Source organism: Aeromonas sp. FL131 (assembly GCF_049860615.1).
In the GTDB taxonomy this organism is placed as follows: Bacteria; Pseudomonadota; Gammaproteobacteria; order Enterobacterales; family Aeromonadaceae; genus Aeromonas; species Aeromonas hydrophila.
In genome coordinates this window covers 2,313,231-2,335,304 of record NZ_CP187595.1, presented here as the reverse complement: position 1 = coordinate 2,335,304, position 22,074 = coordinate 2,313,231, and the positions used below count along the sequence as shown (strand labels likewise).

Below are 22,074 nucleotides of genomic sequence, written 5' to 3'. Positions count from 1 at the left end.
ATGTGCGCGGGCTCTCGAGTCGGTTCAGCTTATCAGGCTTTGGACTTCTTCTTGCCTTCAACCTTGGCTTCAACCTTGGCCGCTACCTGAGCGTCTTCGGTGAAGGGACGGCCGTAGTAGGTGTCCAGCAGGATGGCTTTCAGCTCGCTGATCAGCGGGTAGCGCGGGTTGGCGCCGGTGCACTGGTCATCGAAGGCTTCCACGGCCAGTTGGTCAACCTTGGCCAGGAAGTCAGCTTCAGACACGCCGGCTTCACGGATGGAGGCCGGGATACCCAGAGTGGCTTTCAGCTCGTCCAGCCATACCAGCAGCTTCTCGATCTTGGCGGCGGTACGGTCACCGGCGGCAGTCAGACCCAGGTGGTCGGCCACTTCGGCGTAGCGACGGCGAGCCTGCGGACGGTCGTACTGGGAGAACGCAGTCTGCTTGGTCGGGTTGTCGTTGGCGTTGTAGCGGATCACGTTGCTGATCAGCAGGGCGTTGGCCAGGCCGTGCGGAATGTGGAACTCAGCACCCAGTTTGTGAGCCATGGAGTGGCACACACCCAGGAAGGCGTTGGCGAACGCGATACCGGCGATGGTGGCAGCGTTGTGTACTTTCTCGCGAGCAACCGGGTCGTTGGCGCCGTTCTGGTAGCTGGACGGCAGGTACTCTTTGAGCAGTTTCAGGGCTTGCAGCGCCTGACCGTCGGAGTACTCGTTGGCCAGTACGGAAACGTAGGCTTCCATGGCGTGAGTCACGGCATCGATACCGCCGAAGGCACACAGGGATTTGGGCATGCCCATGACCAGGTTGGCGTCAACGATGGCCATGTTCGGGGTCAGCTCGTAGTCGGCCAGCGGGTATTTCATGCCGGTGGCGTCGTCGGTCACGACCGCGAACGGGGTCACTTCAGAACCGGTACCGGAAGTGGTGGTGATACAGACCAGTTCGGCCTTCACGCCCATTTTCGGGAACTTGTAGATACGCTTGCGGATGTCCATGAAGCGCATGGCCAGATCTTCGAACGCGGTTTCCGGGTGCTCGTACATCACCCACATGATCTTGGCCGCATCCATCGGTGAACCACCGCCCAGCGCGACGATCACGTCCGGCTTGAAGGAGTGGGCCATCTCGGCGCCTTTGCGTACCACAGACAGGGTCGGGTCGGCTTCTACTTCGTAGAACACTTCCACTTCCATCTTCAGGCCCTTGAGCAGACGAACCACTTCGTCGGCGTAGCCGTTGTTGAACAGGAAGCGGTCGGTCACGACCAGTGCGCGCTTTTTACCTTCCAGGTCGCCCAGGGCGATCGGCAGGGAACCACGACGGAAGTAGATGGATTTCGGAAGTTTGTGCCACAGCATATTTTCTGCCCGTTTTGCGACTGTCTTCTTGTTGATCAGGTGCTTGGGACCCACGTTTTCGGAGATGGAGTTACCACCCCAGGAACCGCAACCCAGCGTCAAGGACGGTGCGATGGCAAAGTTGTACAGGTCACCGATACCACCCTGGGTGGTCGGGGTGTTGATCAGGATACGGGCGGTCTTCATCTTGTCGCCGAAGTACTTGATGCGGTCGGCGTTGCGATCCTGGTCGGTGTACAGACCGGAGGTGTGGCCGATACCACCGAGGTTGACCATGGTGCAGGCCATTTCGACGGCTTCTTCGAAGTTCTTGGCACGGAACATACCCAGGGTCGGGGAGAGCTTCTCGTGAGCGAACTCTTCCTCTTCACACACTTCCAGACCTTCACCGATGAGGATCTTGGTGGTGGGGGGCACGGTCACGCCGGACATTTCGGCGATCTTGGTGGCGGGCTGGCCCACGATGTTGGCGTTCATGGCACCGTTGATCAGGATGACCTTGCGGACCTTGTCAGCTTCTTCTTTGGTCAGCACATAACCGTTGTGAGTCGCGAAACGCTCTTTCACCTGGTCATAGATGGAGTCAACCACGATGACGGCTTGCTCGGAGGCACAGACCACGCCGTTGTCGAAGGTTTTGGACATCAGGATGGAGGCGACAGCGCGCTTCACATCGGCAGTTTCGTCGATGACAACGGGTACGTTACCGGCACCCACACCGATGGCAGGTTTGCCAGAGGAGTAAGCGGCTTTCACCATGCCCGGGCCACCGGTGGCCAGGATCAGGTTGATGTCGTTGTGCTTCATCAGGGCGTTGGAGAGTTCAACGGTCGGTTGATCGATCCAGCCGATGATGTCTTTCGGTGCACCGGCGGCAATGGCTGCATCCAGTACCAGCTTGGCAGCGGTATTGGTGGAGTTCTTGGCACGGGGGTGCGGGGAGAAGATGATGGCGTTGCGGGTCTTCAGGGAGATCAGTGATTTGAAGATCGCAGTGGAGGTCGGGTTGGTGGTCGGTACGATACCGCAGATGATACCTACCGGCTCGGCGATGGTGATGGTACCCATCTCGTCATCTTCACTGAGGATGCCGCAGGTCTTCTCTTCTTTGTACTTGTTGTAGATGTATTCGGAGGCGAAGTGGTTCTTGATAACCTTGTCTTCGATGATACCCATACCGGATTCTTCCACGGCCATCTGGGCCAGGGGGATACGGGCATTGCTGGCGGCCAGGGCGGCGGCACGGAAGATCTTGTCTACCTGCTCTTGCGAGAAGCTGGCGAATTCACGCTGTGCTTCTTTGACGCGGGCGACCAGTGCATCCAGTTCAGCCATATTGGTTACTGCCATGTTTATCTCCTGATGATTTGAAAACTGTTTAGTAAGACGTTGGCAATGCCCGGCAATTATAGATGCCCTGTCAAGAACAGAATCACCACAACGGGGTATTTACATGCCTTACTAAATCGCTTTCTGAGTCGATTATAGAGCGGGGCTGACTCAGAAAAACTTGATCTGGATCATGTGTAGCAAAAGAACAAAAGAAATTTTGTTTCACAATACATGTTTGCCAGATGTTGCGCAGTTGTTGAGTGGGCCAGGAGCGGGATGAATGGGGCGTGAACAGGGGCTCACGCACCATTTTTCAAGCAGTTAGCACGATTACGTCCCAGTGTCCCCGGTGCGGACCCTGGGGCAGTATGGGGGCTGCATTGTGATAGAAACGGCGATCATCCAGGATCAGATACTCGCCAGCGTTTAATTGTTGTTGAAAAAATGGTTGTTCTTTTAATCCATGATAGAGCTGCAAGGCGCCGCCACTGACCCCGTCACTGCCACAAAAGAACACCCCGATGAAATCAAAGCCATCCTGATGCACGCCTTCCGGGGCGGGCGGCACGCTTTCACCTTCGCCGGTGACGATGCGCATCTGGTGAATGCCGATGGCCTGGCCATCCGCCAGCCGGGTATGGCGGGCAAAGCGGGCCAACATCAGCTGAAAGGTGGGGTGGGCGACGAAGGCGGGATCCAGCTCGGCATAGGTTCTGGGCACGTCCCCCAAAAACTTGTTGATGGCGGCCGCCTGGAAGAATACGCCGTTGTCGAGGGGATAAAAGCGGCTGCCCTCTTTTTCAACCCGGCCGTAACGGCGTTCGCGAAAGCGGCCCTGGATGTAGGGATCAACCGGCAGCCGGTCGAAGAAGCCCTGCAGGGGATCGACACTGCCAGTGGGCAGTGAATCCAGATGCCATTGCAACTTGATGTCCGTATCAATCATTACAAAATCCTTTTTTACGAAGATGAAATGTTGCGCCAAAACTCCGTGGCCGCATAAAACTCGAATTGATTTTATCAGAGTGTTAAATGGCGACAATCTTTATTAACAACTCGATATGTTGAATTTCGTCGTGACATTAGAGGAACTAACTGAAAAGCCACGGAAAGGGTGAGATTATTTGATTGGTGAAGGTTTCGGCCATGGTGTAAATTTACGCACGGTTTATCGGGGTGGCCCGCAGGGCCTCGTTCTACTTCTGGATGGCGCCTATGGCAGCAATTGACGTCTCTTTATATCTGAAGTTTTTCATCGGTTTGTTCGCGATCATCAACCCGCTCGGCCTGTTGCCGGTGTTTGTCAGCCTGACCAGCCACCAAACGCCGGAAGAGCGGATGAAGACCAACACCACCGCCAACATTGCGGTGATGATCATCCTGCTGGTCTCCATGTACATGGGGCAGCTGATCCTCGATGGTTTCGGCATCTCGCTGGCGTCGTTTCGCATTGCCGGCGGCTCGCTCATCACCCTGATCGCCTGGTCCATGCTGCAGGGCAAGCTGGGGGAGGTGAAGCACAACAAGCAGGAGAAAGGGGAGCTCGCCGCGCGGGAATCTGTCGCTGTGGTGCCGCTGGCGCTGCCGCTGATGGCCGGCCCCGGCGCCATCTCCTCCTCTATTGTCTATGCCAGCCAGAGCACCTGGTCCCAGATGCTGGGGATGTCGGTGGTGGTGATGGTGTTTGCCTTCTGCTCCTGGCTCATCTTCCGCGCCGCCCCTCTGCTATTCAAGGTGATGGGCAACACCGGCATCAACGTGGTGACCCGGATCATGGGTCTCATCATGATGTCGCTCGGCATCGAGATCATGGTGGCGGGGATCAAGGGGGTCTTCCCCGGATTGATGTGATTCAGGTCTGTTTTGTTGGAGCCGGTCCTCGTGACCGGCTTTTTATTGTTTCTTTTTTGTTGGTCATTTCCTAGAATCGAGCGGGTTTGTATAAAAAACGTCCATCACGCGATATTTAAATTCTGAATAATTGGTTAAAAGCTGCTTTTTTGACCATGAAGCCCAGTCCTGCCTGACAATATCTATTGCATTATCAGAAATGTCAGGGAATTATGCTGGCAGCGGGGTACTTATCCCGTTGATGGAAAATTGCATGGAATGTTCTTGTGGAGTATGGAAATGACTCATAAAAAAACAATGATTAATACCCTCTTGGTGGCAGCACTGTTCGGCGGTGTCAACGCGGCACAAGCCGCCGATGTTCCCGCAGGTACCAAACTGGCTGACGTTCAGCAGCTGGTAAAAGGCAATGGCTCCGAGCCTGCCACTCTCGACCCGCACAAAACCGAAGGAACGGTTGAATCCAATATTCTGCGTGACCTGTTCGAAGGTCTCGTTGCCTCCGGCCCCAAAGGGGAAGTGCTTCCCGCCATGGCCGAGTCCTGGGAAACCAAGGACAACAAACACTTCGTGTTCCACCTGCGCAAAGATGCCAAGTGGTCCAACGGGGATCCCGTGACAGCCCACGATTTCGAGTTCGCCTTCAAGCGGGCCGTGGATCCCAAGACGGCGTCTCCCTACTCCTGGTATCTGGAGATCCCGACCATCGTCAATGCCAGCGAGATCATCGCCGGCAAGAAAGCGGCCGACACCCTGGGCGTGAAGGCAGTGGACGACTACACCTTCGAGGTACAGCTGGAGAAGGCGGTGCCTTACTTCGTCAGCATGCTCTCCCACACCACCACCTACCCGGTGCCGAAGAAGGTGATCGAGAAGTTTGGTGACAAGTGGACCCAGCCCGGCAACATGGTATCCAACGGTGCCTATGTGCTGAAGGATTGGGTGGTCAACGAGCGCGTCGACGTCGAGCGCAACCCGAACTACTGGAACAACGCCAAGACCGTCATCAACAAGGTGACCTATCTGCCGATCCAGTCCACCAACGCCGAGCTGAACCGCTATCTGGCTGGCGAAGTGGATCTCACCTACAACATGCCCATCGAGCGCTTCAAGCAGATGAAGAAAGAGCTGCCGAACGAGGTCAAGGTGAGCGGCTATGTCGGTACCTACTACTACCAGTACAACTTCAAGCACAAGCCGTTTGACGACGTGCGGGTACGTACCGCCCTCTCTTATGCCATCGACCGCAATGTGATCGCCGACAAGGTGATGGGCAAGGGCGAGACTCCGGGCTACACCCTGGTGCCTGATTTCGTGGACGGCTTCAAGCCGGTGGCGCCGGCCTGGTCCAAGCTGACCCAGGCAGAGCGTGATGCCAAGGCGAAAGAGCTGCTGACCGAAGCCGGTTTCGGCCCAGGCAAACCGCTCAAGTTCGAGCTGCTCTACAACACCGACGACAACCACAAGAAAGTGGCGGTTGCCGTGGCTTCCATGTGGAAGAAGCTGGGCGTGCAGGTGAGCCTGGTCAACCAGGAATGGAAAACCTACCTGGAAACCAAGAAGCAGGGTCAGTTTGATGTGGGTCGTGCCGGCTGGATCGCCGACTACAACGAAGCCTCTTCCATGCTGGATCTGATGCAGACCACCCACGGCAACAACGACGGCAAATACTCCAACCCGGCGTTTGACAAGCTGATGAACGAGTCGCGCAATCAGGTGGACGCCGATGCCCGCAACAAGCTCTATGTGCAGGCTGAAGAGATCCTGGCCAAGGACATGCCGATCGCTCCCATCTATCAGTACGTGACCTCCCGCATGGTCAAGTCCTACGTGGGCGGCTACCCGGCCAACCCGCTGGACAACCTCTACAGCAAAGACATGTACATCATTGCTCACTGAGTAAAGTAACACGTCGCATAACAAAGCAGGCCCGCCGGATGGCGGGCCTTTATTACAACCGCGACCCTTTGGAAGCAGTACAGGACAGGAATTGTCTATGTTGAAATTCATTTTTAAACGTCTACTGGAAGCGATCCCGACTCTGCTGGTCTTGATCACCGTCTCCTTCTTCATGATGCGTTTCGCGCCGGGCAACCCCTTCACCAGCGAACGCTCCCTGCCGCCGGAAGTACTGGCCAACATCGAAGCCAAATATGGCCTCGACAAGCCCATCGGCGTGCAATACCTCACCTATCTGGGCAACCTTGTGCAGGGCGACCTCGGTCCTTCCTTCAAATACAAGGACTTCACCGTCAACGATCTGGTGAGCCAGGCGCTGCCGGTATCGGCCAAGATTGGCTCCTTCGCCTTTCTGTTCGCGGTGACACTGGGGGTCACCTTCGGCACCATTGCCGCCTTGAAACAGAATACCGTCATCGACTACCTGTTGATGTCGTCGGCCATGGCCGGGGTGGTGATCCCGGGCTTTGTGCTGGCTCCCTTGCTGGTGTTGCTGTTCAGTATTCATCTCGGCTGGTTCCCGGCCGGTGGCTGGCAGGGCGGCGGGGTGCAATTCATGGTGCTGCCGGTGTTCGGCATGATGATGTACTACATCTCCGCCATCTCGCGGATCATGCGGGGCAGCATGATCGAGACCATGAACTCCAACTTCATCCGTACCGCCCGCGCCAAGGGCTTGCCGCTGCGCCACATCATCCTCAAACACGCGCTGCGTCCGGCCATGCTGCCGGTGGTCTCCTATCTGGGGCCGGCGTTCGTGGGCATCATCACGGGTTCCGTGGTGATCGAGACCATCTTCGGCCTGCCGGGGATTGGCCAGCTGTTCGTCAACGGTGCCCTCAACCGTGATTACTCCATGGTGCTCGGTCTGACCATTCTGGTCGGCGCCCTCACCATCACCTTTAACGCCGTGGTCGATATTCTCTATGCCTTTATCGATCCCAAGATCCGTTACTAAGTCGGGAGTTCATCATGGTTGTCACAACTGAAAAACGCGAAGCCGTCGAGGCGTTCGCCCAGCAAGTGGAAGTGGTGGAAGGACGCTCCCTGTGGAAGGATGCCCGTCGTCGTTTCCTGCGCAACAAGGCCGCGCTCACCAGCCTCATCATCCTGACCATCATCGGTCTGGCGGTGATCGTGGGGCCGCATTTGTCCCAATACACCTTCGACGATCCTGACTGGGGCGCCATGCAGGCAGCTCCGGACATGGAAACCGGCCACTGGTTCGGCACCGACAGCCTGGGGCGCGATCTGTTCGTGCGCACCCTGCTGGGCGGGCGCATCTCGCTGATGGTCGGCATCATGGGGGCCATGGTGGCCGTCATCATCGGCACTCTCTACGGCGCGGCCTCCGGCTTCATCGGCGGTCGGGTCGACAGCCTGATGATGCGGGTACTGGAGATCCTCAACGCCTTCCCCTTCATGTTCTTCGTGATCATGCTGGTGACCTTCTTCGGCCGCAACCTGGCGCTCATCTTCATCGCCATCGGTGCGGTGAGCTGGCTCGACATGGCGCGGATCGTGCGAGGCCAGACCTTGAGCCTCAAGAGCAAGGAGTTCATCGAGGCGGCTCACGTCTGCGGCGTCTCCAAGTGGAAGATCATCACCCGTCACATCGTGCCGAACGTGCTGGGTATCGTGGCGGTCTACGCCACCCTGCTGGTGCCGGGCATGATCATGTTCGAATCCTTCCTGAGCTTCCTGGGGCTGGGCGTACAAGAGCCCATGACCAGCTGGGGCGCTCTGCTGGATGAAGGCTCCAAGTCGATGGAAGTGGCCATCTGGCAACTCCTGTTCCCCGCCGGTTTCATGGTGGTGACCCTGTTTTGCTTCAACTTCCTCGGGGATGGTCTGCGTGACGCCCTCGATCCGAAGGATCGCTGAGAAAGCGGCGAAAGATCGCTGACAGAACGGCGAAGAAGCGCTGAAACAACGCGCCGAGGGGCCGCAGAGTGCGGCTCAATCGGGCGGATAGCGCATCGGATCGACAGGAAAACGTCACGAAAGATCGATAAGGAGTTTTTATGAAATTACTGGATGTAAAAGATCTGCGGGTCGAGTTCAAGACCCCGGACGGCAATGTGGTGGCGGTCAACGACCTCAACTTCTCCCTAGCTGCGGGCGAGACCCTGGGGATCGTTGGTGAGTCCGGTTCGGGCAAATCCCAGACCGCGTTCGCCATCATGGGGCTGCTGGCCAAGAACGGCGTCATCACCGGTTCGGCCAAATTTCAGGGCGACGAGATCCTGAACCTGCCCGAGCACAAGCTCAACAAGATCCGTTCCGAGAAGATCGCCATGATCTTCCAGGACCCCATGACCTCGCTCAACCCCTACATGAAGGTGAAGGATCAGCTGATGGAAGTGCTGATGCTGCACAAGGGCGTCAGCAAGGCCGAAGCGTTCGAAGAGTCGGTGCGCATGCTGGATGCGGTCAAGATCCCGGAAGCGCGCAAGCGGATGGGGATGTATCCTCACGAATTTTCCGGTGGCATGCGCCAGCGGGTGATGATCGCCATGGCGCTGTTGTGCCGACCGCAGCTGCTCATTGCAGACGAGCCGACCACCGCGCTGGACGTGACCGTGCAGGCCCAGATCATGACCCTGATGAACGAGCTCAAGCGCGAGTTCAATACCGCCATCATCATGATCACCCACGACTTGGGCGTGGTGGCGGGCATCTGCGACAAGGTGCTGGTGATGTATGCCGGCCGTACCATGGAGTACGGCAAGGTCAACGATATCTTCTATCGCCCGAGCCACCCCTATACCGAGGGCTTGTTGCGTGCCATTCCCCGCCTCGACACCGAAGGGGAAGAGCTGCCCACCATCCCGGGCAATCCGCCCAACCTGCTGCGTCTGCCCACCGGCTGCCCCTTCCAGGAGCGCTGCCACCGAGTGAGCGAGATTTGCGGCAAGCAGTCGCCAATTCTGACGCCGTTCAACGACGGTCGGGAGCGGGCCTGCCATTGGGTGTCTGATGCCATCAATGCCAAGGAGGTGAGCGTATGAATGCTGTTATATGCGGCCAGCAATCCTCCAAGCTCCTGACGCCGTTCAACGACGGTCGGGAGCGGGCCTGCCACTGGGTATCGGATGCCATGATCAAGGGAGTGAACTAAATGGGGACTGACAAGAAACTGCTGCTGGAAGTGTCCGACCTCAAGGTCCACTTCAGCATCAAGAGTGACAAGGCCTGGCCCTGGGCCAAACCCTCCGCCCTGAAGGCGGTGGACGGGGTGACCCTGCGCCTGTACGAAGGGGAGACCCTCGGCGTGGTGGGGGAGTCGGGTTGCGGCAAATCCACCTTTGCCCGGGCACTGATCGGCCTGGTGCCGGCCACCGACGGCAAGGTGGTGTGGCTTGGCAACGATCTGACTAAGCTCGACCAGAAGGCGCTGCGCGAGAAGCGCAAAGAGATCCAGATGATCTTCCAGGATCCGCTGGCCTCCCTCAACCCGCGCATGACCATCGGCGACATCATCGCCGAGCCGCTCATCACCTTCTATCCCGACCTTTCCCGAGATCAGGTGAAGGAGAAGGTGCGGGCCATGATGAGCAAGGTGGGGCTCTTGCCCAACCTGGTCAACCGCTATCCCCATGAGTTCTCCGGCGGTCAGTGCCAGCGGATTGGCATCGCCCGGGCGCTGATCCTCGAGCCCAAGATGATCATCTGTGACGAGCCGGTGTCGGCTCTGGACGTCTCCATCCAGGCTCAGGTGGTCAACCTGCTGAAGGCTATCCAGAAGGAGATGGGGCTGTCGCTCATCTTCATCGCCCACGACCTGTCGGTGGTCAAGCACATTTCGGATCGGGTACTGGTGATGTATCTGGGCAATGCGGTGGAGCTGGGGACCCGCAAGGAGATCTTTGCCAACCCCTTGCACCCCTATACCAAGGCGCTGATGTCGGCCGTGCCCATTCCGGATCCGGATCTGGAGCGCAGCAAGACCATCCAAATCCTGGAGGGGGATTTGCCATCGCCGATGAACCCGCCGTCAGGCTGCGTGTTCCGTACTCGCTGCCCGGTGGCTGGTCCTGAGTGTGCCAAGACCCGGCCCCAGCTCGAGGGCAACTTCGACCATGCGGTCTCCTGCCTCAAGGCAGATCCACTCTGAGGATGAGCAGGCAAAACAGGGCGCCCGGGTGGCGCCCTGTTTTTTTGCAGCCGGCATGAAGATGCCTCTTGGCGTTATCTTTTTCCGCTGTTACTATCCGCGCAACAAGGGGAGTAACTTCTCGCCGGTTTGTCGTCATTACGGTGCACCCATATCCTGCAGTGCACCCGGCAGCCGGGCAGTTGACGCAAGTCGGCTGTAAGTGAGACCTTGCCGAGAGGCAAGGTGTATCTGCTCCAAACGCAAACCCACGCCTCTCGGTCGTGGGTTTTGTCGTTTTTGGGAGAAGTGAACATGGGTGAATGGTGGATGTGGGCCGGTTTCTTCAGCATAGTGCTGGTCCTGTTATGGATTGATATCCGCTTTGTCGGCGGCGGCAAGGCGCACAAGGTGTCGCTCAAAGAGGCAGGGATCTGGTCCCTCATCTGGATCAGCGTGGCGCTCTTGTTCAACCTGGCCATCTGGTTCTGGCTGGATCACAGCGCAGGCCGTGAAATTGCCAACCAGAAGGGGCTGGAATTCCTCACCGGCTACCTCATCGAGAAGGCGCTGGCGGTGGACAACGTCTTCGTCTGGCTGATGCTTTTCGGCTACTTTGCCATTCCGGCCGAGCTGCAGCGCCGGGTCCTGCTGTACGGGGTACTGGGTGCCATCGTGATGCGGGCCGGCATGGTGTTCGCGGGCAGCTGGCTCATCGAGCAGTTCCACTGGATCCTCTACCTGTTCGGTGCCTTCCTGCTGCTGACCGGGGTCAAGATGCTGTGGGCGGCCGACAAGGAGCCGGATCTCGCCAACAACCCGCTGCTGGGCTGGATGCGCCGCCGCTTCAAGGTGACGGAGACGCTGGAGGGGGAGAACTTCTTCGTCTGGCGTGACGGTGTGCGCTATGCCACCCCGTTGCTGCTGATCCTGGTGCTGGTGGAGGTGAGCGATCTCATCTTCGCGGTGGACAGCATCCCGGCCATCTTCGCGGTGACCACGGATCCCTTCATCGTGCTGACCTCCAACATCTTCGCCATCATGGGTCTGCGTGCCATGTACTTCCTGCTGGCCGGCGTGGCCGAGCGCTTCGCCCTGCTCAAATACGGCCTGGCGCTGATCCTGATGTTCATCGGGGTCAAGATGCTGCTGCTGGATATCTTCAAGATCCCCACCGGCATTGCACTCGGGGTGGTCGCGCTGATCCTGCTGGCCTCCATGGGGCTGAGCCTCTGGGTGACCCGCAAGAAAACGGCATAATTGGCGAACAAGCAAAAGGGCTCCAGCGGGAGCCCTTTTTTATGGCAAAGACTGGCTTAGCGCTTGATCTTCTTGGGGTTGGTGTAGCCCCAGATGGTGTACATGTCCGCCAGCAAGGCGCCGTTGTACTCCTCGAGATCCGCCTGTTTCACCTCGGCTTCACCCTGGCGGCCGAACAGCACCACCTCGTCACCGGGTTTGACCCCTTTCAGGTCGGTCACGTCCACCATGATGGTGTTCATGGAGGTCTTGCCCACCACCGGTACCTTCTGACCCTGGATCAGCACATAGGCCTTGTTGCTGAGCGCCCGGCGATAGCCATCGGAGTAGCCCAGCGGCAGGTTGGCGAGCCAGGAGTCGCGCTTGAGGGTAAAGGTGCGGTCATAACCGACGGTGTTGCCGGCCGGGTAGTGGTTGACGGAGGCAACCTGGGTCTTGAACGCCATCACCCGCTTGTATTCGGTGTAGGAGGGGATGGAGTCACCGTACAGCAGGCCACCCGGGCGCACCATGTCGAAGTAGGCATCAGGCACTTCCAGGGTGGCGAAGGAGTTGGCGGCGTGGATGGTGATCTTGCTGCGATCCAGCTTGCCCGCTTCCAGCAGCCACTGGGAGTCCAGCTTGAACTGGGCCAGCCCCATCTTGACGTCCTCTTTCTCCTCCACCGGGAAGTGGGTCATGATGCCGACCGGGGTGATCCCCTTGAGCTTGAGCATGGCCAGCGCGTCTTCCTTGGAGTCAGCCAGGCGCAGATCGATGCCGTTGCGGCTCATGCCGGCGGAGTTGAGCGCGATGTGTACCGGGATATTGGTGTGGTGGCGCTGGGCGATGTCGGCGATGCCCTGGGCACTCACCAGGCTGCCGATGAGTTCTTCCATCTTGTAGGGCAGGGCCTGTTCCACTTCGGCCGGGGTGGCGGCACGCACCCGCATCAGGCGGCCGGTGAAGCCCTTCTCGCGGGCCACGCGGGCCTCTTCGTTGCTGGCGATGCCGATGCAGGGGATGCCGGCCTTGACCACAGAGGGGACCAGCAGGTCGATGCCGTGGCCGTAGGCGTCGGCCTTCATGATGGCGCAGATCTTCGGCCCTTTGTCACCGAGGCGATCCTTGAGGGTCTGGATGTTGTGCTCGAAGGCGCCGAGATCGACTTCCAGCCAGGCATTGCTGGCGGTCTGCACTTCGCCGTTGCGATGATCGCTGGCCAGCGGCAGGTAAGGGGCCGCGACGGCCTGACCGGCCAGCAGGCCCAGGATCAGCGTGGCCAGCAGTGTCTTCTTGTGCATGGGGTGGTTCCTTTTTTATTGTTTGGGTTGAGGTGCATGACGGTCGCTAGGGGCCGTTTTCACGCAGATGGGATAAAGTGTAGCCAAGGCATTGTTATTGTTATGAACTTTGACAATTTTCCAGGGCGCTATTCCCGTCGGGAAGTGTAACGCAAGGTGCCGATCGTGGCACCCTCCAGGAGTCAATAGATGATGAGTCTTGAGTGTCGGGTGCCACCGCTGCTGCTGTTTGGCCTGATCGTGGCGGCCATGCTGGGGTGGGGGGGCGTAGCAGAGAGCAATTCTGGCGCCGGTTGGCGGCTGGCCGCTCTGTTGTTGGCGGTGCTGGGCACTGTGTTTGGCTTGGGGGGCGTGCTGCGCTTTCGCCGCCAGGGCACCACGGTGACGCCGCTGCACCCCGAGCAGGCCAGTGCACTGGTAACGGGCGGGCTCTATCGCCTCAGCCGCAATCCCATGTACCTGGGGCTGCTCTGCTGGACGATGGCGCTGGCCTGTTATCTGGGTGGGCTGTGGGTGTGGCTCGGTCCGCTGCTGCTGTGGGGCTGGCTCAGTCGCTGGCAGATAGTGCCGGAGGAGCGGGCGCTGCAGGCCCGCTTTGGCGATGGCTATGCCGACTATTGCCGGCGGGTGAGGCGTTGGTGCTGAGCCTTGCCGTGTCGTCATGAGACATAAGAAAACGGCCCGCATCTGCGGGCCGTTTTGATGGAGGTGATGCTGGGATCACGCCTTGGCGGTGTCCACCTCACCCAGAGGTTCGGTTTCACCCAGGCTGTCTTCGCTCTTGGCGACCACGCTGGCGGCGATGGCGTTGCCCAGCACGTTGGTGGCGGAGCGACCCATGTCGAGGAAGTGGTCGATGCCGAGCAGCAGCAGGATGCCCGCTTCCGGAATGTGGAACTGGTTGAGGGTGGCGGCAATCACCACCAGGGAGGCGCGCGGTACGCCGGCCATCCCCTTGGAGGTGACCATCAGCAGCAGCAGCATGGTGATCTGCTGGGCCATGGAGAGCTCGATGCCATAGGCCTGGGCGATGAACATCACCGCAAAGGTGCAGTACATCATGGAGCCATCCAGGTTGAAGGAGTAGCCCATCGGCAGCACGAAGCTGGCGATGCGTTTGTCACAACCAAACTTCTCCAGACGATCCAGGGTCTTCGGGTAGGCAGCTTCGGAGCTGGCGGTGGAGAAGGCCAGCAGGATCGGCTCGCGGATCATCGCCAGCAGGGTCACGATGCGGCGGCGGATAAACAGGCTGCCCATGGCGATCAGCAGCAGCCAGAGGCAACCCAGCGCCAGGTAGAACTGCGCCATGAAGGTGCCGTAGGTGGCGAGGATGCCGAGCCCTTCCTTGGCGACCATGGCGGCAATGGCGCCAAACACCGCGAACGGGGCGAAGTTCATCACGTAGCCGGTCACTTTGAGCATGATCTCGGCGGCGCTGGCCATCAGCATCACCACCGGTTTGGCGGCATCACCCAGTGCGGCGGCAGCCAGCCCGAAGAACAGGGAGAACACCACGATCTGCAGGATCTCGTTGGTGGCCATCGCCTCGATCACGCTTTTGGGAATGGCGTGGGTGACGAAATCCTTGAGGGAGATGGCGCTGGCAACCACACCGGAGCTGGCGGTGTCGTCAGGCAGGGAGAGGGAGAGCCCCACACCCGGCTGCATCAGGGTGACCATCACCAGACCCAGGGTCAGCGACAGCAGGGAGGCCAGCATGAACCAGCCCAGGGTCTTGGCGCCGATACGGCCCACGGTGCGGGTATCGCCCATCTTGGCGATGCCGACCACCAGGGTGGTGAACACCAGGGGGGCGATGATCATCTTGATCAGACGCAGGAAGATATCGGTCAACAGGGTGATGTCGCTGGCAAAGCCGGCGGCCTGGTCAGGGGCAAACATGCGATAGCCCTGGCCAGTCAGGATACCAACCAGCATCGCGATGAGGATGGCAACCGTCAATTTGTTCATTTTCATGGGGTGGGTCCCAGTTTTGATAAGTGCAGAGCGTTTCAAGCGGCAAGGGTGCCACTTCAGTCCGTTTTTGTGATCCGAGCCGTAGATTCCTGACAGCCGGTGTGCTGGCAGCATGCCTAATCCGGGGGGGTAAATCCAGCGCCTTGTGGCAGAATTTTATCTTGTCATTAGTTGTATGTGATATAGATCTTGCAATTTGGCTATATTAATCGCTGTTTATTTTAATGTTTGCAAGATAATCGGCTTTCATGGTTTGGTCGTTTTTCGCGCTGCGAGTGAGGGTGAAGATGAGCAACGCCGAGATGCGGTGCTCCACGGTGCGCTGATCCAGAAAGGGGTCAGGCTCGTCGTCATCAAACCCGAACAGAGGGCGACTCGGCGTCACCCTGACCGCGTCCCGTTGCAGGGTCAATTCATTGACCTCAAGCCACTGATAACCTTCGGCTTGTGCCACTTCGCCCGCCCGTTTCAGCACATACTTGCGAGCGGTTTCCCGGCTCACCAGATCGTTGCCGACAAATTCCAGCTGCCACTTGTCAGGCCCGAGCCGGGTCTGGGAGAAACCGGTCCGGCCGTTCCAGAATGACGGCTGGCTGTGATAAGGGGTGGCGCAGCCGAGCAGCAGGAGAGCACAGAGGCCGAGCCACAGCAGACGCTGGCAAAAGGGGCGGGGAGAGGGCATCTCGAACACCGGTTGGCAACACAGGGCATCACTACAGCACAAACCGATCGGTGACACAATGCAGGCCGCGTGGTGCCATGTCGCACTAAAAAGAAAAGGCCTTGTCATCTGACAAGGCCTTTCTCGGGGAATTTGGTCGGTGTGAGAGGATTCGAACCTCCGACCCTCTACACCCCATGCAGATGCGCTACCTGGCTGCGCTACACACCGACGGAGTCAGCTCGGCTGACGGGGGCTGAGTTTATGGAGATGGACCCTGCCTGTCAACAGTGGACATTCCACTCCGGGATCGTTCGCCTGCTTTGCGAGCAATCTGCGCTTAAAGTGCCGCCAATCGCCGAAAAACCGCTCATTGCGGGGCTGTGAGCGGCTGCAAAAAATCAGGCCGCCCGAGTGGGCGGCCTGTGATGGTGCTGTGGTGACAGCGCATATACAAGAGGGATCAGCGGGTGAAGGTGAGCCGCTTGCCCAGCACCTCGTTGGTGACCTGGCCGTTTTGCCAGGCGATCTGGCCGTTGACCAGGGTCATCTCCACCGTGCTGTGGAAACGGTAGCCGTTGAAGGGCGACCAGCCGCACAGATAGAGCAGGTTGCTGTCGTTGACCACGTAGGGCTTGCCCAGATCCAGTAGCACCAGGTCGGCGAAGTAACCCTCGCGGATGTAGCCGCGATCCTGCACCTGGAAGCGCTCGGCCACCGCGTGGGAGGTCTTCTTGACGATGGTCTCCAGCGAGAATACCCCGTTGTGGTAGAGCTCCAGCAGGGCCAGCAGGGAGTGCTGCACCAGCGGCACGCCGGACGGCGCCTTGAAGTAGCTGTTCTGCTTCTCTTCCCAGGTGTGGGGAGCGTGGTCGGTGGCGATGATGTCGAGCACGTCATTGCGCACCGCATCCAGCAGGGCGTGCTGGTCGGCGGCGCTCTTCACCGCCGGGTTGCACTTGATCTGGCTGCCCAGGGTGTCGTAGTCCGCCTCGTTGAAGAACAGATGGTGAACGCACACCTCGGCGGTGATGTTTTTGTCCTTGAGATCCTTCAGATCCGGGGTGGCGGTGAAGAGCGACAGCTCCTTGGCGGTGGTCAGGTGCAGCACGTGCAGCTTGGCGCCGTACTGCTTGGCCAGGGAGACCGCCAGGCTGGAGGATTTGTAGCAGGCGTCGGCGCTGCGGATGCGGCCGTGCTCGCGCATCGGCACATCTTCGCCCCACTTGGCGCGGGCTTCGTCTTCCAGCACCTTGATGGTGGGGGTGTCTTCGCAGTGGGTGACGATCATCACCGGGCTCTCGCGGAAGATGGCGGCCAGGGTCTCCTGATTGTCCACCAGCATGTTGCCGGTGGAGGCACCCATGAAGATCTTGATGCCGCAGGACTGTTTCGGATCGAGCTTCTTGATCTCTTCCAGGTTGTCGTTGGTGGCGCCGAGGTAGAAGCTGTAGTTGGCGGCGGAGGAGTTGGCGGCTATCTGGTATTTGGCTTCGAGGGCATCGAGGGTGGTGGTCTGGGGATTGACGTTGGGCATTTCCATGAAGCTGGTGGTGCCACCGGCCACGGCGGCCCGGGATTCACTGGCGATGGTCCCCTTGTGGGTCAGCCCTGGCTCCCGGAAGTGGACCTGATCATCGATCATTCCGGGGATGAGGTGACGGCCCGCGGCATCGATCACCACTGCATCGGGGGCTTGGATATCCGGGGCGATGCGGGCGATCCGTTCCCCCTCGATCAGCACGTCGGAGGCATAGATGCGGCCTTCGTTGACCAGGGTGGCATTCTTGATAAGCAATTTGTTCATGGGGGGTTCCAGTTCCTTTGCCGGGAATTGTGGGGGTTGACTATTTATCTAATAAATCAATCGCTTACAGTTGGATCTTTTTTTCTTGGGGCGTCATTGGGGCAAAAAGGCCTTTTGATTGCATCTGCTCCCAGATCCTGACCGCCTCAGATTTGCTCGCCGAGGCGATCCACTTTCCGTAGACGGATTGTAACATTTCAAGGTCAGCGTGACCCATTTGCGCTGCAATATACGCGAGATTTCCATGCGACGTCAGGTTCCAACTAGCAAACGTATGCCTAAGTTGATAGAAGCGCCGGTATCTTACTCCGGCTCTCCTCATGATGTTGCTCCAGGCATGAGACACCCCGGCGGCGGTGAAGAACTCTTTGGCGTGTGGAACATGGGGGCCCGTCACCTTAGGCGTGAATACCGGCCTGATGCTCTGGCGCTCGATACGACCGTTCATGTCCACATCTACCGACACCACAGCACGCATGAACGACAATGCCATCTGTGACTTGAGAGCTGCGATCACGGGCGGTTGCAGATCAACCTCCCGGGGCTCGTTGGTCTTGGGCAGTTTGAAATAGTCCGATTCGTTACTGATGTTCCTGCTGATGACCATGACCCCTTTTTCGAGGTCGATGTCCTCCCAAGCAAGAGCCCTCAACTCGCCTGTTCTAAGGCCAGTATAGATGGCAAGGGTGATCATGTTTCGTTGCTGCTCGTGGGAGCATGCTTCCAGCAGCCGGGTGTATTCATCAAATTCGAAAGGGTCTGCCGGTGAGGTTTTTCTGGTGGTGACGGGCCTCACTCCTCCCGTGAGTCTTGCTGCATCCGCAAGTAAGTTGTTCTTCTCACACCAGCGAAGCAACTGCCTGAATCGCCCAAGGTAGGTGACGATGGAGTTGGGTTTGAGTGAGATGTGCAGCTCATTGCGGATCAGCTCTATGTCCTTGGGCATCAGCGTTGAGACCTGTCTGTCCTTACCCAGGACATTGATGCACGCCTCAATGGCGAACGGGTAGCCATGACGAGAGGTAGGCTTCAGCATAGGTTTGTGAAGCCGCCAGAAATCCTGATAGGCCTCCCAGATGGTGACGTTTCGCCGGCTTCCTCCAAATCGAGTCAGTGCTGAGCTGTCAGGGAAATGATGTGCGTAGCTGAAGGTACCGATCGCAATCTCATGCTTGATGGTGGCGAGCTTGTTGGTGGCAAACTTCACGTTCGCTTTGGTGATGGGGAGGTCGAGGACCTCCCGGCAGCGCGCCCGTTTATAGGTGAAGGTAATGCGCAGCTTTTTGCCATGAACCTCCAATCCAGTGACTCCAGCCACTAGATCATCATGTTTGACTCGACCCACTTGTCATACTCCGCAACGTTGTAACGAATCTGGTTATCCGGGGCTCGGCACCATACCCGCCCTTCCGGCCACTCTCCTTTTAAGCGCCGTCCCTCGGCGGCTTTTTCTGTCATGCCTGTCAGTTCGGCGAATAATTTCGGCCTCACCCACCTGGCACATGGGTAGACGAATTGCTGCATCTGTTGGTCCTCATTAGTCTGGTTATTTCATCCCGGCCTGCTCGGTTGTAGAGGAAGCATTCAACCTGCTTCCTGCTGCTGACCGCCTGGTCAAGGCGGTACTCCCCGAACGCCGGGCGTTTGAGTTGGTGCTGGTTGGCCAGCCGTCCAATGGCCTGGGCACTGACCCCCAGCTCCTTGCCCAGGTCGGTGGCGCTCCAGAGCTGGCCAGCAACTCGGGGCGCTTCGATGGGCAGATCGAAGTGCGCCAGGATGCGGCCGATCTCGGCGAGCTTGGCCGATCGGGAAAGGGTGGGGGAGCGCACGGCGCTGACCAGCTCATTGAGAAGCTGGCTGTCCTGGTCGATGGTCAGTTGAAGTTGTTGCATGGCGTGGCCCTCCTGTCCCAGAGGATGGGGCGCCGATTGAGTTGAAGGAAGGGCCGCTATTCAGTGCTGCAGACTGGTTTCATGAAAACGAGCCAGTGCGTGAGGCCGTTGCGGCCACTGGGGTGCCCAAATAATGGCTTGATGTCAGTGAGTGCCAATACCTCCCCAACTTTGACCTGGGTTTCGTTCCACTTGAAGATAAGCACGCCGTCAGGCGCCAGAACTCGGAAGCACTCGGCGAAGCCTCGGCGTAGGTCATCGCGCCAATCTGGGCCGAGTTTCCCGTATTTCGCGGCAAGCCAGCTCTTGGGCCCTGCTCGTGTGAGGTGCGGCGGGTCGAACGCGACCAGCTTGAATGTGTAATCTGGATATGGGAGTGCCCTGAAGTCCAGTTGTACATCGGGCTCAATACGGAGCGTGCGCGTGCCATCCAGGTTTCCGTGTGAGCGGTCTGTGACGGTCAGCACCTCATTGCGCTGGTCGCCGAAAACTACGTCAGGATGCTCGCGGTCGAACCACATCATCCGCCCGCCGCAACACGGATCCAGTACGCGCTTCCCTTCTGCCTGCTGCTTTGTCATGCCGCCTCCTCGTGTGGGATTGAAGTGAGGATCACCGGCTTGCCGAGTTTGATGGCCAGAGCGTGCTCTGCAGTGGCTTGCGGGCATCTTTCCCACCCAGGCAGCATGACAACCTGATCAACGGAAAATATGATTGCCTCTCGCTTATGCGGTTCAACAAAAGCAGGTAAAAAAGCCGATGCTAGCGTCGCGTGTCCGGCGCTTTGCAGGCGCTTGGCCTCATGTCTGAAGGCGTCTCGGTTGAAGTTGGGCAGGCCGGCCATCGGCCCGGCAATGTAGATTTTCGCCATGGTTGGTCCTTAAATAGAAAGCCCCGGACTGGCCGGGGCTTGAAATGTGAAACGCCGCATTGCTGCGGCGCTTGGCTATTGGTCATCGAAGTCGGGCTCATCGAAAGCCCACGGAGGTGCTGTAATCTTCTGGCCAGGCTTCCACCCCATCTCTTCGAGCAGCTCTGGATCTGCATCTTCCGGGATGTAGGCGTAGTATTCGTACACCATTTCTCCGCTACTCCCTGTATCTTCTAACCATTCCAGATTCAGACTTTCATAGGACTCTTCGGTCATTTCTAGGTAGTCACTGATGGCGCTCATATGTACCTCCGTTTGAATGAGTTGCCAGTATACCCCCTTAGAATTGACGTGTCGGTCAAAGTGCATACACCTCAACATCGCCAGCCGCGGTACCCGATAAAGCCCGGCGCCAGCACCTGCCTGAGGGGCAGGACGGGGAGGTGGGCTATCAGGGTCTTGAGCTGGGGGTTATCGGGTTGGCTATCGATGGTGACCCGGGCACCGGGGTTGATGAGTAGATATCGCTCCCTCACGTTCACCGCCTCTTCTAGGGTTAACCCTGTTTGGATAATTGGTTCTCTGAAGCGCACCCATTCATTCCTCGCCGCCCAGAGCGGCAAGCAGGGCCGGGATGAACTGGGAGAGCTCGCCGGTCACCAGGGCGAAGTCCGCGTCCAGGCGGGCGGCCGGATCTTCACTGGTAATGTCGTCGTTCTGCTCGCGCATGTCCTCGCTGAATTTGAGGCGCTTGATGGAGAGGTCGTCGCCCAGCACAAAGCTGAGGCGCTCACCCCAGTTCAGGGCCAACTTGGTGACCAGCTTGTCGTTGGCGAGGTGGTTTTTTACCTCGTCGGTCATCAGATCCTGCTGCTTGAAGCGGGCGATCCCGCCGTGCTCCATGGCGCTGCGCAGCTCGGATTCATCCTCCAGGGTGAAAGCTGCTGGCAGATTTCCCTCTTGCAGCCATGCGGTCATGGTGATCTCAGGTGGGTTCTTGAGCGCCACCGGCACCACCGGCAGGCTGCCAATGGACTTGCGCAGCAGGGCGAGCACGTCGTCCGCCTTCTTGGCGGAGGAGGCATCGACCATCAGCAGGCCGTCTGCCGGGTTGATCCAGGCGAAGGTCTGGCTGGTGCGGCTGAATGCCCGGGGCAGCAGGGTGTGCAGCAGCTCCTCCTTGAGCGCTTCCTTCTCTTTCTTCTTGAGGGCGCGGCCCTGCTCGTACTCGATGGCCTCCACCTTCTCTGCCAGCGCCTCCTTGATGACGGCGGTCGGCAGGATCTTGTCCTCGCGGCGTGCGCACAGCAGGATCTGGCCGTTGGCGGCATGGGTCAGGGTTCGGCCGAACTTGCCGAGAGGGCGGGTCCAGCCGAAACGGGAGAGGTCCTGGCTGCCGCAGGGGGTGAAGGCGCACGCCTCCAGTTGGGTTTCCAGATGGTCGGCGGTCAACTCGAACTGGCGGGTGAAACGGTAAACTTGAAGGTTTTTAAACCACATGGTCTGGGTCCTTTGGTCGGTTAGTTGCGGGCTTTCTTGGCCTGCAGGTCGTGAATCTTCTTGGCTGCGGCCTCGGCGGTTTGCCTGTCGCAGGTGATGCCGCCTGGCAGAACGAACTTGCCTGGCTGCTTGGGATCGGGCATGACGACGCCCAACCCGATGACTACTGCACCGCAGTAGGGGTTTTCCGTGGCTTTCATGAGGGTCCTCGACTTATCCACCGTTTCTGTGTGGCC

At 58.8% G+C, this 22,074-nt stretch carries 22 protein-coding genes and 1 tRNA gene; 9 read left to right on the top strand and 14 right to left on the bottom strand.

Going from position 1 to position 22,074, the window contains the following annotated elements; genetic code table 11:
• Positions 1–32 precede the first annotated feature (32 nt).
• On the bottom strand, positions 33–2,696 hold the full coding sequence (adhE, locus tag ACPW75_RS10855; protein ID WP_016351087.1) for a bifunctional acetaldehyde-CoA/alcohol dehydrogenase: 2,664 nt from the start codon (positions 2,694–2,696) through the stop codon (positions 33–35).
• A 295-nt stretch (positions 2,697–2,991) separates the two neighbouring features.
• A complete protein-coding gene (locus ACPW75_RS10850; RefSeq protein ID WP_179101401.1) occupies positions 2,992–3,624 on the bottom strand; it encodes a 2OG-Fe dioxygenase family protein in 633 nt (210 codons plus the stop codon).
• Between the two features lie 269 nt (positions 3,625–3,893).
• On the opposite strand from ACPW75_RS10850, the gene ACPW75_RS10845 reads away from it, so the two are divergent.
• The 8 genes from ACPW75_RS10845 (at position 3,894) to ACPW75_RS10810 (ending at position 11,844) form a co-directional block, all read left to right on the top strand.
• The gene (locus ACPW75_RS10845; protein WP_016351085.1) at positions 3,894–4,529 is read left to right on the top strand and encodes a YchE family NAAT transporter; all 636 of its coding nucleotides are present in this window, start codon (positions 3,894–3,896) and stop codon (positions 4,527–4,529) included.
• Between the two features lie 279 nt (positions 4,530–4,808).
• Entirely contained in the window at positions 4,809–6,428 is a 1,620-nt protein-coding gene (locus ACPW75_RS10840; RefSeq protein ID WP_011706430.1) for an ABC transporter substrate-binding protein, read from the top strand.
• A 97-nt stretch (positions 6,429–6,525) separates the two neighbouring features.
• Positions 6,526–7,446, top strand: coding sequence for an oligopeptide ABC transporter permease OppB (gene oppB, locus ACPW75_RS10835; RefSeq protein WP_011706429.1), 921 nt, complete (start codon positions 6,526–6,528; stop codon positions 7,444–7,446).
• A gap of 14 nt (positions 7,447–7,460) precedes the next feature.
• Positions 7,461–8,372, top strand: coding sequence for an oligopeptide ABC transporter permease OppC (gene oppC / locus ACPW75_RS10830; RefSeq protein WP_011706428.1), 912 nt, complete (start codon positions 7,461–7,463; stop codon positions 8,370–8,372).
• Between the two features lie 140 nt (positions 8,373–8,512).
• Positions 8,513–9,499 carry an ABC transporter ATP-binding protein gene (locus ACPW75_RS10825; protein WP_016351083.1) on the top strand — a complete coding sequence of 329 codons (987 nt, stop codon included), beginning with the start codon at positions 8,513–8,515 and terminating at the stop codon, positions 9,497–9,499.
• Complete coding sequence (locus tag ACPW75_RS10820) at positions 9,496–9,609, top strand: hypothetical protein (RefSeq protein WP_016351082.1); 114 nt, start codon at positions 9,496–9,498, stop codon at positions 9,607–9,609. Before ACPW75_RS10825 ends, ACPW75_RS10820 begins: the two co-directional genes overlap by 4 nt.
• Positions 9,610–10,605 carry a murein tripeptide/oligopeptide ABC transporter ATP binding protein OppF gene (oppF, locus tag ACPW75_RS10815; protein ID WP_011706426.1) on the top strand — a complete coding sequence of 332 codons (996 nt, stop codon included), beginning with the start codon at positions 9,610–9,612 and terminating at the stop codon, positions 10,603–10,605.
• 294 nt (positions 10,606–10,899) lie between these two features.
• Entirely contained in the window at positions 10,900–11,844 is a 945-nt protein-coding gene (locus ACPW75_RS10810; RefSeq protein WP_011706425.1) for a TerC family protein, read from the top strand.
• Between the two features lie 56 nt (positions 11,845–11,900).
• Here the strand turns inward: ACPW75_RS10810 and alr are convergent, their stop codons facing one another.
• Positions 11,901–13,127 carry an alanine racemase gene (gene alr / locus ACPW75_RS10805; RefSeq protein WP_011706424.1) on the bottom strand — a complete coding sequence of 409 codons (1,227 nt, stop codon included), beginning with the start codon at positions 13,125–13,127 and terminating at the stop codon, positions 11,901–11,903.
• Between the two features lie 189 nt (positions 13,128–13,316).
• Here alr and ACPW75_RS10800 point away from each other — a divergent pair, with 189 nt between their 5' ends.
• Entirely contained in the window at positions 13,317–13,772 is a 456-nt protein-coding gene (locus tag ACPW75_RS10800) for a methyltransferase family protein (protein WP_073350678.1), read from the top strand.
• Between the two features lie 75 nt (positions 13,773–13,847).
• On the opposite strand, the gene ACPW75_RS10795 is transcribed toward ACPW75_RS10800, so the two are convergent.
• The 11 genes from ACPW75_RS10795 to ACPW75_RS10745 form a co-directional block, all read right to left on the bottom strand.
• Positions 13,848–15,107 carry a dicarboxylate/amino acid:cation symporter gene (locus ACPW75_RS10795; RefSeq protein ID WP_024944897.1) on the bottom strand — a complete coding sequence of 420 codons (1,260 nt, stop codon included), beginning with the start codon at positions 15,105–15,107 and terminating at the stop codon, positions 13,848–13,850.
• Positions 15,108–15,312: 205 nt separating this feature from the next.
• Positions 15,313–15,789 carry a CC0125/CC1285 family lipoprotein gene (locus ACPW75_RS10790; RefSeq protein ID WP_143238982.1) on the bottom strand — a complete coding sequence of 159 codons (477 nt, stop codon included), beginning with the start codon at positions 15,787–15,789 and terminating at the stop codon, positions 15,313–15,315.
• A gap of 133 nt (positions 15,790–15,922) precedes the next feature.
• Positions 15,923–15,999 (bottom strand) — tRNA-Pro (locus ACPW75_RS10785).
• Between the two features lie 232 nt (positions 16,000–16,231).
• The gene (locus ACPW75_RS10780) at positions 16,232–17,575 is read right to left on the bottom strand and encodes a dihydroorotase (RefSeq protein ID WP_011706420.1); all 1,344 of its coding nucleotides are present in this window, start codon (positions 17,573–17,575) and stop codon (positions 16,232–16,234) included.
• Positions 17,576–17,639: 64 nt separating this feature from the next.
• Positions 17,640–18,920 carry a site-specific integrase gene (locus tag ACPW75_RS10775; protein ID WP_081398593.1) on the bottom strand — a complete coding sequence of 427 codons (1,281 nt, stop codon included), beginning with the start codon at positions 18,918–18,920 and terminating at the stop codon, positions 17,640–17,642.
• 142 nt (positions 18,921–19,062) lie between these two features.
• Positions 19,063–19,467, bottom strand: coding sequence for a hypothetical protein (locus tag ACPW75_RS10770; RefSeq protein WP_077096152.1), 405 nt, complete (start codon positions 19,465–19,467; stop codon positions 19,063–19,065).
• 56 nt (positions 19,468–19,523) lie between these two features.
• Positions 19,524–20,048 carry a class I SAM-dependent methyltransferase gene (locus ACPW75_RS10765; RefSeq protein WP_077096153.1) on the bottom strand — a complete coding sequence of 175 codons (525 nt, stop codon included), beginning with the start codon at positions 20,046–20,048 and terminating at the stop codon, positions 19,524–19,526.
• A complete protein-coding gene (locus ACPW75_RS10760; RefSeq protein WP_077096154.1) occupies positions 20,045–20,338 on the bottom strand; it encodes a DUF4406 domain-containing protein in 294 nt (97 codons plus the stop codon). The genes ACPW75_RS10765 and ACPW75_RS10760 overlap by 4 nt, the downstream gene beginning before the upstream one ends.
• Before the next feature lie 75 nt (positions 20,339–20,413).
• Positions 20,414–20,641, bottom strand: a complete 228-nt coding sequence (locus ACPW75_RS10755; protein ID WP_047234837.1) for a hypothetical protein — start codon at positions 20,639–20,641, stop codon at positions 20,414–20,416.
• Between the two features lie 294 nt (positions 20,642–20,935).
• Positions 20,936–21,838 carry a recombination-associated protein RdgC gene (rdgC, locus tag ACPW75_RS10750; protein WP_077096156.1) on the bottom strand — a complete coding sequence of 301 codons (903 nt, stop codon included), beginning with the start codon at positions 21,836–21,838 and terminating at the stop codon, positions 20,936–20,938.
• A gap of 20 nt (positions 21,839–21,858) precedes the next feature.
• Positions 21,859–22,038: a hypothetical protein gene (locus tag ACPW75_RS10745; protein WP_077096157.1), complete on the bottom strand. Its 180-nt coding sequence runs from the start codon at positions 22,036–22,038 to the stop codon at positions 21,859–21,861.
• Between the last annotated feature and the right edge of the window lie 36 nt (positions 22,039–22,074).

What these genes read in the sequence shown, in the direction of transcription:
- adhE (WP_016351087.1), bottom strand. Translation starts at nt 2,696, where the DNA reads ATGGCAGTAACCAATATGGCTGAACTGGATGCACTGGTCGCCCGCGTC.
- ACPW75_RS10850 (WP_179101401.1), bottom strand. Translation starts at nt 3,624, where the DNA reads ATGATTGATACGGACATCAAGTTGCAATGGCATCTGGATTCACTGCCC.
- ACPW75_RS10845 (WP_016351085.1), top strand. Translation starts at nt 3,894, where the DNA reads ATGGCAGCAATTGACGTCTCTTTATATCTGAAGTTTTTCATCGGTTTG.
- ACPW75_RS10840 (WP_011706430.1), top strand. Translation starts at nt 4,809, where the DNA reads ATGACTCATAAAAAAACAATGATTAATACCCTCTTGGTGGCAGCACTG.
- oppB (WP_011706429.1), top strand. Translation starts at nt 6,526, where the DNA reads ATGTTGAAATTCATTTTTAAACGTCTACTGGAAGCGATCCCGACTCTG.
- oppC (WP_011706428.1), top strand. Translation starts at nt 7,461, where the DNA reads ATGGTTGTCACAACTGAAAAACGCGAAGCCGTCGAGGCGTTCGCCCAG.
- ACPW75_RS10825 (WP_016351083.1), top strand. Translation starts at nt 8,513, where the DNA reads ATGAAATTACTGGATGTAAAAGATCTGCGGGTCGAGTTCAAGACCCCG.
- ACPW75_RS10820 (WP_016351082.1), top strand. Translation starts at nt 9,496, where the DNA reads ATGAATGCTGTTATATGCGGCCAGCAATCCTCCAAGCTCCTGACGCCG.
- oppF (WP_011706426.1), top strand. Translation starts at nt 9,610, where the DNA reads ATGGGGACTGACAAGAAACTGCTGCTGGAAGTGTCCGACCTCAAGGTC.
- ACPW75_RS10810 (WP_011706425.1), top strand. Translation starts at nt 10,900, where the DNA reads ATGGGTGAATGGTGGATGTGGGCCGGTTTCTTCAGCATAGTGCTGGTC.
- alr (WP_011706424.1), bottom strand. Translation starts at nt 13,127, where the DNA reads ATGCACAAGAAGACACTGCTGGCCACGCTGATCCTGGGCCTGCTGGCC.
- ACPW75_RS10800 (WP_073350678.1), top strand. Translation starts at nt 13,317, where the DNA reads ATGATGAGTCTTGAGTGTCGGGTGCCACCGCTGCTGCTGTTTGGCCTG.
- ACPW75_RS10795 (WP_024944897.1), bottom strand. Translation starts at nt 15,107, where the DNA reads ATGAAAATGAACAAATTGACGGTTGCCATCCTCATCGCGATGCTGGTT.
- ACPW75_RS10790 (WP_143238982.1), bottom strand. Translation starts at nt 15,789, where the DNA reads ATGCCCTCTCCCCGCCCCTTTTGCCAGCGTCTGCTGTGGCTCGGCCTC.
- ACPW75_RS10780 (WP_011706420.1), bottom strand. Translation starts at nt 17,575, where the DNA reads ATGAACAAATTGCTTATCAAGAATGCCACCCTGGTCAACGAAGGCCGC.
- ACPW75_RS10770 (WP_077096152.1), bottom strand. Translation starts at nt 19,467, where the DNA reads ATGCAACAACTTCAACTGACCATCGACCAGGACAGCCAGCTTCTCAAT.
- ACPW75_RS10765 (WP_077096153.1), bottom strand. Translation starts at nt 20,048, where the DNA reads ATGACAAAGCAGCAGGCAGAAGGGAAGCGCGTACTGGATCCGTGTTGC.
- ACPW75_RS10760 (WP_077096154.1), bottom strand. Translation starts at nt 20,338, where the DNA reads ATGGCGAAAATCTACATTGCCGGGCCGATGGCCGGCCTGCCCAACTTC.
- ACPW75_RS10755 (WP_047234837.1), bottom strand. Translation starts at nt 20,641, where the DNA reads ATGAGCGCCATCAGTGACTACCTAGAAATGACCGAAGAGTCCTATGAA.
- rdgC (WP_077096156.1), bottom strand. Translation starts at nt 21,838, where the DNA reads ATGTGGTTTAAAAACCTTCAAGTTTACCGTTTCACCCGCCAGTTCGAG.
- ACPW75_RS10745 (WP_077096157.1), bottom strand. Translation starts at nt 22,038, where the DNA reads ATGAAAGCCACGGAAAACCCCTACTGCGGTGCAGTAGTCATCGGGTTG.